Raw genomic sequence first — 13,596 nt, 5'->3', positions numbered from 1 at the left:
TTTTTATTATGTCAAATTTATGTAATCGTACTTCCAAAAAAGAATTAAAAAAAAAGATGTTGATTGATCAAGAACCTCGTTTTGTAGTTTCTTTTTATAAATATTTTTTTATAAAAAGTACAAAAGAATATAGAGATCAAATTTATAAAAATTTTTATAAATATAATGTTTTAGGAAGAGTTTATATATCTGATGAAGGGATTAACGCACAGATTAGTATTCCTGTAAAATGGTATTTTTTTGTAAAAAATTTTTTATATACTCTTGATCCAGAACTAAATAATTTATTTATTAATAAATCATTAAATAATGACGTAAAAGCATTTTGGGTTCTTTCTGTTAAAATTAAGAAAAATATTGTTAATGATGGTATTAAAAATCCATTATTTGATTCTAAAAACGTAGGTATCTATATAAAATCAAAACAAGTTAATATGATGTTAAGTGATCCAAAAACAATATTTGTTGATATGAGGAATTCCTATGAATATCAAATTGGACATTTTCCTAATGCTATAGAAATTAAAAGTCAAACTTTTCGAGAGCAATTGCAGAAAGTCATTCAAGTTATAGATTATGCTAAAAATAAAAAAATTGTAATGTATTGTACAGGCGGTATTCGTTGTGAAAAAGCTAGCGCTTGGATGCATTTTAATGGTTTTAAATATGTATATCATTTGAAGGGTGGAATTCTTGGTTATGTGCACGATGCTAAAAAAAACGGATTACCGATTCTTTTCCAAGGAAGTAATTTTGTTTTTGATAATCGTATGAGTGAAAAAATTTCAGATAAGATTATATCTTTTTGTAAACAATGTCATAAACCTTCAGATAGATACGTTAATTGCAGTTTCGATTTATGTCATCTTCTTTTTATTCAGTGTAAAAATTGTATGATTAATTTTAAAAATTGTTGTTCTGAAAACTGTATGCAACATATTTTATAATTTTTTTTCTAAATTTTCCCAAGATATTAATGTTTTTTCTAATTTTTTTTCTTCTATATTAAATTCTTTTAAAATTGGTAACTGATTGATAATTTTTTGTTTAAAAAAGTTTGGTTCATTCATTTTGTTTTGTAATTTTTTAATGTTATTTTCTATTTTTTCTATTTCATCTAATACTTCTTTTAGTTCTTTTTTTACTTGATTATGTTTTATTTTTAAAAAGTTAATATTAGATTTAGTTTGATTTGACATATATTTTTTTTGTATTTTTTTATTTTTTTCTTCTTTTAAATTATCATATGAATTAAAATGTGTGTTTATTAATCCATCTCCTTTAAATATCCAGTATTTATTTACTGTATTTTCAATAAAATTTCTATCATGGCTTACTATTAAAACAGTGCCTAAATATTTGATAATAATGTCTTCTAACAATTCGAGTGTGTCTAAATCTAAGTCATTTGTAGGTTCATCAAAAATTAGAACATTACTTGGTTTTAAAAATAATTTTGCTAAAAGTAATCTATTACATTCACCTCCAGATAAAGTTTTTACTAAACAGTGTATTTGATTTGGTTTAAACAGGAATTTTTTTAGATATCCTATCAAATGTTGTTCTTTTCCATTTAATACAATCTTTTCTCTTCCATTATTGATGTTTTCCAAGATAGACTTATTAGAATCTAAAATTGATCGATCCTGATCAAAATATGCTATTTTCAATTCCTTTCCAAAATGAATTGAACCTGTTTGAATTTTTTTTTCTCCCATAAGTATTTTAATCATAGTACTTTTTCCCGATCCATTGTTTCCTACTAATCCTATTTTGTCGCCATATTGTATAATTGAAGAAAAATTTTGAATAATACTTTTTTTTTCAATAAAGAAATTTATATTTTTTAATTTAAAAATTATTTTACCTGGATAACTTTTAATTTCATTAATTTTAATGTTATTAAATGTTTCTATTTTTTTATAATTTTCATGCTCTTTTCGTAATATTTTTAAATTTTTTACTCTTCCTTCATTACGTGTAGTACGAGCTTTGATTCCTTTTCTAATCCAGATTTCTTCTTTTTTTAAATTTTGATCAAATAATTTTTTATTTATTTTTTCAATCCGATTATGTTCTTTTTTTAATTTTATAAATTCTTTATAATTTCCTGGAAAAGAAATCAATCTTCCTCTATCAAGATCAACAATTCTTGTACATACATTTTGAATAAAAGATCTATCATGTGATATAAATAATATTGTTCCTGAAAATTTTTTTAAAAAATTTTCTAACCATGTAATAGTATTAATATCTAAGTGATTTGTTGGCTCGTCAAGTAACAAGACGTCTGGTTTTCCTAATAGTACTGAACTCAATACCACTCTTCTTAAGAACCCTCCAGACAGTTCTGCAAGCAAAGAATTTTTGTCAACTTGAAAAGTTTTAATTATTTTTTTTATTTCTATAATTTCATTAACATTTATTTCTTTTTTGTTCTCTTTTTTAAATTGATTTTTAATAAAATCATATATAGAAATATTTAAATTTTTTGGATTATCTTGTTTTAAATAAGATATTTTTATATCTTTTTTATAAATAATAGAACCATGATCTAAATCTTGATTTTTATTAATTACTTTTAATAAAGTTGATTTTCCCGCACCGTTTTTACCAATTAAACTAATACGTTCGTTTTTGTTGATATAAAGTACAGCGTTTTTTAATATTTCCAAATCACTAAATGATAAAGAGGCATCTTGGATACTAATTAGAGGCATATGTTTCTCGTTTTTTGAGTTTATTAAATATGTTTTATTAACCAAGAATGATAATTCTTTTTTAAATAATCTTTTGTTTGTATTAAATGAGTAATTTTTCTTGCATATAGATTTATTTTTTTAATATCGTCTAAATTAATTTCAAAATTATGTGTTGAGCTTGAAAAAATAATATCACCATCTTTACGTAAGATTCTTTTTAGATTTATTATCAATTCAATATAATCTCTTTTTAATTCAAAAGTTTTTTTCATTCTCTTAGAATTTGAAAAAGTAGGTGGATTTATGAAAATTAAATCAAATTTTTTATTAGTTAAAACAATCCATTCTAAACAATCTTCTTGAATAAAAATATTTTTACTATTTATTAAATTGTTGATAGACATATTACGCATGGACCATCCAATATATGTATTGGATATATCTATAGTTGTAGTGCTTTTAGCTTTTCCTAATCCTGCATAAACAGTAGCAGCACCAGTATATGAAAATAAATTTAAAAAATCTTTTCCTATAGACATTTTACCTAATAATTTTCTTACAAGTCGATGTTCTGAAAATAAACCAGTATCTAAATAATCAATTAAATTTACTATTAACTTTACATGATATTCTTTAATTATAAAAAAACTATTCTTATTAAATAATTTTTGGTATTGTTCTTTGTTTTTTTGTTTTTTTCTAAATTTTATTACTATATTATTTGTAGGAATAGACAATATTTCTTTGCTATGGTAAATAGCACTGCATAATCTTTTATGCGCTTCTTGGTAATTTATTGATTTTGGTGCTTGATATTCTTGAATGACTAGCCATTTTTTATAAATGTCTACTATTATTTTATAATTTGGAAGATCTGAATCATATACACGAAAACATTCTACTTCTTTTAAATCATTCCATTTTTTTAATTTTTTAAAATTTTTTCGTAGTCTATTTTGATATTCTTCACTGTTATCATTAAGTTTATTTGAAAATATTTCATAGTTTTTTAAACGGCAATCTAATGGACCATTTTTAAAAAATAATTCTTCATATGATTCCATTTGTAAAAACGTTAATAAAAATTTAGAAGAACTGAATACTGATAATTTCCAATTTTTGAAGTGTTTTTTTGATACAATTCCTAGTTCAATATATAAAGCTATTAAATTATTTTCAGTTTCATATCTTTCTCCATAAGGGGGATTACTTATTAATGTTCCAATTTCTTTGCTTTGATAGGGATTTTTAAGATACTTTAAATCACATGCAACAAAGTTAACAATATTTTCTAAATTTGCATTTATTGCATTTTTTTTGGCTTTTTTTATAATATTAGGATTGAAATCATATCCTATAAAATAATTTTTAACACATGTTTTTATACCTATTTCAAATCTTTCTTTTGCTTTTTTTAAAATTTTATTCCAAATGTTTTCATTGTGTCTTTTCCAAGATTGAAATCCCCATTTTTTTCTTGTAAGTCCAGGAGCTCTATCAGAAGACATCATTGCCGCTTCAATTAATAGTGTTCCTGATCCACACATAGGATCTATTAAAGGAGTGTTTTTTTTCCATCCTGAACTTAATATAATTGCTGAACTTAAATTCTCTTTAATAGGAGCAATATCAAAAAATTTACGATATCCTCTTTTATTTAAAGACTCTCCACTTAAATCTAACATAACATGTACTGAGTTGTGAAATAAATATGCTGTAATACGAATATCTGGAGTAAGAAGATTTATATTAGGACGAGTAGAATATTTTTGGTAAAATTTATCAACAATCGCATCTTTAATTTTTAATGAACCAAATAAACTATTTTTAATAATATTATTTGTTCCCTTAAATTTAACTAAAAAAGTTTTTTCTAAGTATAATATTTTAGTCCAATTAATGTTATAAGTATTTTTATATAAATCATCGCTATTTGTTATAATAAATTTTTTTATGCATAAAAAAATTCTTGAAGAAATTCTGCTCCACATTAAAGTATTATATAATACTAAATCTTCTCCTTCATAATAAATACCACCTTTTATAATTTTTAAATTTTTACCTCCTAGCGACAGGAGTTCTTTTTCTAATAATTTTTCACATCCAAAATTTGTACTAGCAAATAAACAATTCATTTTTTTACTTTCATTTTTTTTAAAAAATGTTTAAAGTTTTTTAAAAAGTTGATATCTAAAAATATTTTTTAATAAAAAAAATCAATAAACATTCTTAAGAAATAAATTTTTAATTTATATAAAACACTTTTACTTTATAGGTTTCTAATTATTTTTCTAATAAAATTTGGACCATGATATATTAATCCAGAATATACTTGTATTAAATTAGCTCCACACATAATTTTTTCTCTAGCAGAATTTATAGAATTAATACCACCAACTCCGATAATAGGAATTTTTCTTTTTAGACTTTTATATAGTATTGATATCACATCGTTGCTTTTTTTTTGTAAAGGTAAACCACTCAATCCTCCTTCTTGTCTACTATTTTTAATTTTAGGTATTAATGAACGATCTAATGTTGTATTAGTTGCAATCACTCCATCTATTTTATAGTCAATTAACTTATTGGAAATGTAAATTAATTCTTTTTTTGATAGATCTGGAGAAATTTTAATTACTATTGGTACATATTTAGAATATTTGGAATGCATTTCTCTTTGTTTTTTTTTTATATCTCGTAATAAATTTTCAAACAATATACCATATTGTAGTTGTCTTAAATTAATAGTATTTGGAGAGGAAATATTAATAGCAATATAACTGGCATAAAAATATACTTTTTCTATACAAATTAAATAATCTTTTATTGCATCTTCAATTTTTGTTTTTTTATTTTTTCCTATGTTTACACCAATTATTCCTTTAAATTTAGATTTTTTTATATTAGAAACTAAATAATCTATTCCTAAATTATTAAACCCCATTCTATTAATAATTCCTTCTACTGAAGATATTCTAAAGATTCTAGGTTTTGGATTTCCATACTGGGGTAAGGGAGTAACTGTTCCTACTTCGATAAAACCAAATCCTATTTGAGATAAAGAATCTATATAATCTCCATTTTTATCCATTCCTGCAGCCAGACCAATTTTATTATTAAAGGTCAACCCCATACATTTTATTTTTTTTAATGGAATTGGTTTAATAAAAAAATTTCTTAGAATTTGAATTTTTTTAGAATTAAAATATTTTAATGTTAGTATATGTGCTTTTTCAGGGTCAATTAAAAATAAAAGTTTACGAATTAAATAGTAAAACATTATAATTCCTTTCTAAGAACAGTTAAGAATTTATTAAAAATTTTTATATATATTTTTTTAATAAAAAAACACTATTTTTTTAAAATTGATAACCTTTTTATTTATGTTATATTTTTATACATATTGGGATTATTGTTATAATTTTTTTAATATTTTATATATTTTAAATATAAAATTATATCATAATTATCATACTATAAAAAAGAATACTATGAAAACATATATATTATGAAACGATATAATTACCCAATAGTAAAAACATTACTTGATACTGATGCATATAAACTTCATATGCAACAAGCTGTTTTTTATCATTATAAAAATGTAAATGTAGTTGCAGAATTTATTTGTAGAGGTCCTAATATTTTAGGTTGTTATTCTCATATTTTATTAGATCAAATCAATATGATGTCTTCTTTATCTCTTAGTCACGAAGAATATTTATATATGACTACTTTTCCATTTTTTAAAAGAGAATATTTATATTGGTTGAAAAAATTTCGTTATAATATTACACAAGTTAAAGTAAGTAATTATCATGGTCAATTACATATTCGTATAAGTGGATTATGGAAAGAAGTAATTTTATGGGAAGTCCCTATTTTATCATTAATTAGTGAAATTTTTCATAAACATTGCTATCCAGAAATTACTTCAAATATTGCAGTACAGCATTTAGATAAAAAATTAACAGAATTTTTTCAAAAAAATAGGCATTTAGATTTATCTCGTTTAAAAATAGTGGATTTTGGAACAAGAAGGCGATTTTCTTATGATGTACAATATTCAATTATAAAACGATTAAAAGATAAATTTCCTTTTTTAATTGGTTCAAGTAATTACCATATATCACGTATTTTAAAATTACTACCAGTAGGAACTCAAGCTCACGAATGGTTTCAAGCACATCAACAAATTAGTTCCAGTCTAAGAAATAGTCAAATATTGGCATTGAAAACATGGTTATGTCAATATAATCAACATTTAAGTATTGCTCTTACAGATTGTATTACAATGGATTCATTTTTACGTGATTTTAATTTGTTTTTTTCAAAATCTTACCAGGGTATTAGACATGATTCAGGGGACCCAGTGAAATGGGGTGAGAAAGCTCTTAAACATTATGAACGTTTAGGAATTGATCCTACTACTAAAACATTATTGTTTTCAGATAATTTAAATTTTAGCAAGATTATATCTCTTTATAAAAAGTTTAATAATAGAATAAATGTTATATTTGGTATTGGAACACAATTAACTTGTGATATTCCAAATGTTAAGCCATTAAATATAGTAATTAAACTTGTTAAATGTAATGGTAAACCAGTTGCTAAATTATCTGATAGCCCTGGTAAAACCTTTTGTTTAGATAGAGAGTTTATTAAATCTTTGTGTAAAGCGTTTGATTTATCGTTAACATTTTGATTTAAAACTAGTCATATTGATTGACTATCTTTCGATAGACTATTTAAAAAAAAGATACAAGGAAAAAATTATGAGCACAATATCAATATCAGAAATTTATAAAGATGATATTATAGTAAATACTTCCATTACTGTATCTGGATGGGTTCGAAGTCGTAGAAGTTCGAAATCTGGTTTATCTTTTATTACAATTTATGATGGTTCATGTTTTGATTGCATACAAGTTGTTGCTAATAATACTTTGTCCAATTATCATAAAGATATATTGCATTTAACTATTGGTTGTTCTGTAACAATAACTGGAATTCTTATTTTATCTATAGGAAAAAAACAAAAATATGAAATAAAAGCGAAAAGACTTCAGGTATTAGGATGGATTCAAAATCCAGATACTTATCCAATGTCTGCAAAAAAACATAGTCTAGAACACTTAAGAGAAGTGGCGCATTTGCGTTCTAGAACGAATTTAATTGGAGTAATAGTAAGAATAAGAAATCATATATTTCAATCATTACATAAATTTTTACATCAAAAAGGTTATTATTGGATTCCTACACCTATTATTACTGGACTTAATACAGAAGGTGCAGGGGAGATGTTTCGTGTTTCAACAATGGATATGAAAAATATTCCTAAAAAAACAAATGGTTCCGTTGATTTTAAAAAAGATTTTTTCGGAAAAGAATCTTTTTTAACTGTTTCGGGACAACTTAATTTAGAAACATATGCTTGTTCTGTATCAAAAGTATATACTTTTGGCCCTACATTTAGAGCTGAAAACTCTAATACCAGTCGTCATTTAGCAGAATTTTGGATGTTAGAAATTGAATCGTCATTTTGTAATTTATATGAAATATCATTATTTGCTGAAGATATGTTGAAATATATTTGTAAATCTATTTTAAAATATTGTATGAATGATATTAAATTTCTTAAAAATTATATTGATAATGATATAATTAATCGTCTGGAAAATTTTTTATTAGTAGATTTTATACATATAAATTATAAAGATGCCATAGATATTTTATTAAATTCTAAAAATAAATTTGAGAATGTTGTTTCTTTAGGAATTGATCTTAATACTGAACACGAGAGGTTTCTTGTAGAAAAATATTTTAAAGCACCTATAGTAATAATTAATTATCCTAAAGAATTAAAAGCATTTTACATGAGGTTAAATGACGATAAAAAAACTGTTGCTGCAATGGATTTGCTAGTTCCAGGTGTTGGAGAATTAATAGGTGGTTCTCAACGTGAAGAACGTATTGCAGTTTTAGATTTACGTTTATCAGAATTAGGTTTAAAACAAGAAGATTATTGGTGGTATCGAGATCTTCGTCGTTATGGTACTGTTCATCATGCAGGTTTTGGGATGGGTTTTGAACGATTAATTTCTTATATTACTGGAATATCAAATATAAGAGATGTAATTCCATTTCCTCGTACTGTTAAAAACGCTAATTTTTAAGCATTTTTTTTGTATATAAAATTATTTGCTATTTTAATAATGTTTTATCAATTAAAACTTTATGAGAATATAATCATTCTTTAATTTACATCTGTTTTTTAACATAAACTATTTTTACTAAAAAGGTAGTATAAAAATTATGAAAAATCATAAATCTTTGGCAATTTTAATACCAATGCTATTCGCTAGTAACAGTTCAGTAAATGCTGTAGAAATTTTCAACAAAAATGGTAATAAATTAGAACTATATGGTAGTATGAATCCCAATCATAATTTTTCTAACAAATTCCTATCTACTAAAATTGCTTCTAAAGAAGATAATACAAATGCTATTTTAGGATTATCAGGAAAAATAAATATTACTGATAAACTATCAAGTTACGCTAAAATTGAATATAAAACAGATCTTTTTATGCCAGAAGAACTAATGGATAAACAACAACCTAATACTGTACGTTTAGGGTATGCCGGTTTAAAATATGGTAATTTAGGATCAATAGATTATGGTCGTAATTATGGTGTTATTCATGATGCTCAATCATTAACAAATCATATTCCATATATTAATAATAAAAGCGTATTTGCATATAATGATAATTACATGGTAGGTAGAAATAATAGTTTACTTACTTATAGAAATAACAACGTTTTTGGTTTAGTAGACGGTGTTAGTTTTGCATTACAATATCAAGATGAAATCAAAAATAGAATTTCAGATCAGCAAAATAGTGCTGGTTGGGGGGCATCATTAAAATATGAGAGTGATTCTGGACTAACTGCTGTTGGTTCTTGTTTTACATCTGAAAGATTAACATCTGATCAAAATAAAAAAGATTTAAAAAATGAATCTGTCGACTCATATGGATTAGGTTTTAAATATGATGCTAATAATGTATATATTGCAGCTTTTTATGGTGCTGCTCGTAATTTAACACCGCATCATATTCCTAGTAATCGTTTTATTAACGAAACACAAAATATTGAAGCCATTGCAGAATATAGTTTTGACTCTGGATTTCATCCTTCTTTAAGCTATTTAGATTCTAAAGGACAAAATTCAAACGCTCCGAATAAAAGTGAATTAGATTTAGCAAAACAAATTAATATTTCTACTCGTTATGAATTTAATAAAAATGTTTCAACATATATGAATTATAAAATTAACTTATTAAAAGAAAACGAATTTAATACAAAAAATAAAATTTCTACAGATAATATTATTGGTGCTGGAGTAGTTTATCAATTCTAATGTTATTGAATATAATTTTTTGTATTTTATAGAAATTTTTAGAATTTAATTATTAAAAATAAAAACTTTCTACTGATTTATAAAAAATAAAGAAATTGATTTTAATATCAGTAAAAATTTTATTTTTTATTTTTTAGTAGAAAGTAATTTTTTTCTGTAAAATAAAAGTAATTTTATTTCTAGTTTATCAATAAAATTTTTGTATTTTACAAAATATAATTTCTCCTGTCTTTACAAGTATTAATTGAACTTTTAATAAAAAAGGCTTATTGTCACCCATGACACAACTATCAAGATAGTATGTTGCATTGTTATTACGAGAAAGTAAAATCGCTTCGTTTATACTTAATGTATTATTATTTTTAGATAATCCTAATTTTTCTTTAGTTCTATTAATAGACTCTATGTCAACAATATGTATTTTTTTTATGTTTTTAGAAATAGTTTTTTTAAAAATATCAATTAATTTTGTATTTTCTAAAAAAATATTGCTTTTATTTTTTAGTGTACTAATATATAGCGATATTTTTTTAGAAAAAAATATATTCTTATTATTTAATATTTCTAAAATAACATTTTCAATAGCATTTTCAAAACTTAAAAAAATAAACTGTTCTTTTTCTAAAAAGAAATTAGTTTTTTTTATATTCTTTAACAAAGAACAACTGCTTATAAAAAATAAAAAAAAAGTTAAAAGTAATAAAATTTTGTTCAATTTTAAACCTTATAAAATTTAAAGAAGCCAAATATTTTTTAATATAGTGCTTTTAATTTCTCACCTCCTACTAAATGCATATGAAGATAGTTTATTTCTTGTCCACCATTTTTATTACAATTGATAATTATTTTATAGCCATCTTCACTAATTTTTTTATCTTTAGCTACTTTAACAGCAATATAAAACATGTGTGCAAAAATATTTTTATTTTTTTCATTGATATCATTTGATGTTTTTATAAAAGTATTAGGTATAATTAATATGTGTATCGGAGCTTTTGGGGAAATATCTTCAAAAGCCGTTACTATTTCATCTTGATAAACAATTTTTGTTGATGTTTCTTTATTTATTATTTTTTTAAAAATTAAATGTTTATTTTTCATAGAATATTTTTTTTATAATTTAATTTGATATAAAGTTTTATTAATACTAGGGCGAGTTAAATTTTACTCACCCTTTTTATTATATATTATTTATATATTCATCCATTGCGGTTTTTATGTTTTCGGATCTAGTACCAAAAACAGCTTGCACTCCAGATCCTGAAATAACTACACCTGCTGCCCCAAGATTTTTCAAACTATCTTGATTGACTTTTGATATTTCTAAAACTGTAATACGTAATCTAGTAATACATGCATCTAAATTTTTAATATTATTTTTTCCACCCAATGCTTCAATAATATACGGTGCTATTTCTATATTATTTTTAAAAGATATCGTTTTCTTGTTTTCTTCACGTCCAGGTGTTTTTAAATTGAATGTGGTTATTAAAAAATAAAATATAATGTAATATAAAAGACCGTAGCAAATTCCAACAATTGGAAAGAGAAATATTTGATTGCTGTGTCCACTTAATACTATAAAATCTATAAATCCGTGAGAAAAACTGGTTCCAGCACGCATATTTAAAAAAATACATAATGGAAAAGACAATCCTGCTAAAATAGCATGGACAACGTATAGTATTGGAGCGACTAATATGAAAGAAAACTCAATTGGTTCAGTAATTCCTGTCAAAAAAGCTGTTAAAGCTGCAGAAATCATAATACTCCCTATTTTAGCTCTATTTTCTTTTTTAGCTGTATGCCAAATTGCTAAAGCAGCTCCTGGAAGTCCATACATTTTAAAGATAAATCCACCTGATAAATTTCCAGCCGTTTTATCACCTGCCATATATCTTGCAATATCTCCATGGAAAATTTGTCCTACTGAATTTTTATATTCTCCAATTTGCATTTGAAATGGAACGTTCCATATATGATGCAAACCAAATGGTACTAATGCTCTTTCTACTAAACCGTATAGAGAAAAGGCAATGATAGGGTTTTGATAAGCAGCCCATTCAGAAAAAAGTTGAATTTTATTACCTATACTAGGCCAAATAAAAGATAATATTAATCCTGCAAATATTGCAAACAATCCTGAAATAATAGGAACAAATCTTTTTCCAGCAAAAAAACCTAAATATTCAGGTAGCTGAATTCTATAAAATTTGTTAAACATGTATGCTGAAATTGCTCCTGCTATAATTCCTCCTAATATGCCAATATCAGAAAAATTTTTGTTTTTTATTATATCAACATCTGTATTTAATATAGTTGATTCAACTGCAGACAGCGTTTGTATCAATATACTGTAAGCAACAACGGCAGCTAATGCTGCAACACCATCATTATTGCTAAATCCAAGAGCTACACCAATTGCAAAAATTAATGGCATATTGGAAAAAACAGAACCTCCTGTTTGCGCCATAATTTGAGAAATAGTTTCTGGTATCAATCTGAAATGAGCTGACCCTATCCCGAGAAGTATTCCTGCAATAGGTAATACTGAAACAGGTAACATCAGTGATTTACCAACCTTTTGAAGGCTTGCAAATACATTTTTAAACATATAAAAAACTCCTAACTATATCTAAAACATTAAATTAATTAAATAATATAATTTTATTAAAAATTTAAGTTAAATAATGTAAAAAAATTATTTGTAGTAATTTGAGCTAATTCCTCTAAACTGATTTCTTTTATAAGAGCAACTTTTTTTGCTATTTCAAGTAGATATGCCGGTTGATTTTTTTTTCCTCTGTATGGTATAGGTGCTAAATATGGTGAATCTGTTTCTATCAATAATTTTTCTAGTGGTATTTTTTTTAATGTATTACGTAATTCAATTGATTTCTTAAAAGTAATTATTCCAGAAAAGGAAATATAAAATCCAATATCTAATAATCTGAATGCTGATTTTTCGTTTTCAGTAAATGAATGTAAAATTCCGCCACATTTTTCTGCATTTTCTTCCTTTAATATTTTTATTGTATCTGTTATAGAATTTCGACTATGTACTATGATTGGTTTGTTTAGTTTTATTGCAATTCTAATATGTTCTCGGAAAAATTTTTGTTGTAGATTTTTCGTTTCAGATGAGTAATAATAGTCTAAACCTGTCTCTCCTAATGCTATAATACTCTTAGAATTAGATAATTTTTTTAATTCATTCAGATTTTCTGTTTCTTTTTGACAATGTAACGGATGAATACCACAAGAATAAAAAATAGAATCATATTTATCTAATAATTTTTTTGTTTTATAAAAATTATCTATAGAAGTTGATACTGTTAAAAATTTTTTTACATGATTTTGATATGCTTTTTTCAATATTTTTTCTATTTTTTCATGTAATGAATTATGATTTAGTTGGTCAATATGGCAGTGGGAATCAATTAAGAACAAAATTTTATCTCTTTAATTT

The 13,596-nt window shown here is 24.0% G+C and carries 11 protein-coding genes; 4 read left to right on the top strand and 7 right to left on the bottom strand.

The features are described from left to right. Window positions 1-8 precede the first annotated feature (8 nt). Window positions 9-947, top strand: coding sequence for an oxygen-dependent tRNA uridine(34) hydroxylase TrhO (gene trhO, locus D9V76_RS01870; protein WP_158337273.1), 939 nt, complete (start codon window positions 9-11; stop codon window positions 945-947). On the opposite strand, the gene D9V76_RS01865 is transcribed toward trhO, so the two are convergent. The 3 genes from D9V76_RS01865 to pyrD form a co-directional block, all read right to left on the bottom strand. Next, entirely contained in the window at window positions 942-2,720 is a 1,779-nt protein-coding gene (locus tag D9V76_RS01865) for an ATP-binding cassette domain-containing protein (protein WP_158337271.1), read from the bottom strand. The two genes, trhO and D9V76_RS01865, sit on opposite strands and share 6 nt — an antisense overlap. Before the next feature lie 23 nt (window positions 2,721-2,743). After that, window positions 2,744-4,837, bottom strand: a complete 2,094-nt coding sequence (gene rlmKL, locus D9V76_RS01860; protein ID WP_158337269.1) for a bifunctional 23S rRNA (guanine(2069)-N(7))-methyltransferase RlmK/23S rRNA (guanine(2445)-N(2))-methyltransferase RlmL — start codon at window positions 4,835-4,837, stop codon at window positions 2,744-2,746. Between the two features lie 134 nt (window positions 4,838-4,971). After that, window positions 4,972-5,982 carry a quinone-dependent dihydroorotate dehydrogenase gene (gene pyrD / locus D9V76_RS01855; protein ID WP_158337267.1) on the bottom strand — a complete coding sequence of 337 codons (1,011 nt, stop codon included), beginning with the start codon at window positions 5,980-5,982 and terminating at the stop codon, window positions 4,972-4,974. Window positions 5,983-6,210: 228 nt separating this feature from the next. Here pyrD and pncB point away from each other — a divergent pair, with 228 nt between their 5' ends. The 3 genes from pncB to D9V76_RS01840 all read left to right on the top strand — a co-directional run bounded on the left by pncB (window position 6,211) and on the right by D9V76_RS01840 (window position 10,127). Continuing rightward, entirely contained in the window at window positions 6,211-7,407 is a 1,197-nt protein-coding gene (gene pncB, locus D9V76_RS01850) for a nicotinate phosphoribosyltransferase (RefSeq protein WP_158337265.1), read from the top strand. Window positions 7,408-7,477: 70 nt separating this feature from the next. Next, a complete protein-coding gene (gene asnS, locus D9V76_RS01845) occupies window positions 7,478-8,878 on the top strand; it encodes an asparagine--tRNA ligase (RefSeq protein WP_158337264.1) in 1,401 nt (466 codons plus the stop codon). 139 nt (window positions 8,879-9,017) lie between these two features. Beyond that, window positions 9,018-10,127: a porin gene (locus D9V76_RS01840; protein WP_158337262.1), complete on the top strand. Its 1,110-nt coding sequence runs from the start codon at window positions 9,018-9,020 to the stop codon at window positions 10,125-10,127. Window positions 10,128-10,314: 187 nt separating this feature from the next. On the opposite strand, the gene D9V76_RS01835 is transcribed toward D9V76_RS01840, so the two are convergent. The 4 genes from D9V76_RS01835 to D9V76_RS01820 form a co-directional block, all read right to left on the bottom strand. Further along, the gene (locus tag D9V76_RS01835; protein ID WP_158337260.1) at window positions 10,315-10,842 is read right to left on the bottom strand and encodes a hypothetical protein; all 528 of its coding nucleotides are present in this window, start codon (window positions 10,840-10,842) and stop codon (window positions 10,315-10,317) included. A gap of 38 nt (window positions 10,843-10,880) precedes the next feature. Further along, window positions 10,881-11,228: a histidine triad nucleotide-binding protein gene (locus tag D9V76_RS01830; protein WP_158337258.1), complete on the bottom strand. Its 348-nt coding sequence runs from the start codon at window positions 11,226-11,228 to the stop codon at window positions 10,881-10,883. A 79-nt stretch (window positions 11,229-11,307) separates the two neighbouring features. After that, window positions 11,308-12,741 (bottom strand): PTS glucose transporter subunit IIBC, encoded by a 1,434-nt coding sequence (gene ptsG / locus D9V76_RS01825; protein ID WP_158337256.1) that lies wholly within the window; start codon window positions 12,739-12,741, stop codon window positions 11,308-11,310. 56 nt (window positions 12,742-12,797) lie between these two features. Then, the gene (locus D9V76_RS01820) at window positions 12,798-13,577 is read right to left on the bottom strand and encodes a TatD family hydrolase (RefSeq protein WP_158337254.1); all 780 of its coding nucleotides are present in this window, start codon (window positions 13,575-13,577) and stop codon (window positions 12,798-12,800) included. Window positions 13,578-13,596: the final 19 nt, after the last annotated feature.

The sequence above is a fragment of the Buchnera aphidicola (Rhopalosiphum padi) genome, assembly GCF_005080845.1.
Taxonomy (GTDB): Bacteria; Pseudomonadota; Gammaproteobacteria; order Enterobacterales; family Enterobacteriaceae; genus Buchnera; species Buchnera aphidicola_AO.
This window is presented reverse-complemented; position numbering and strand designations above follow the sequence as displayed.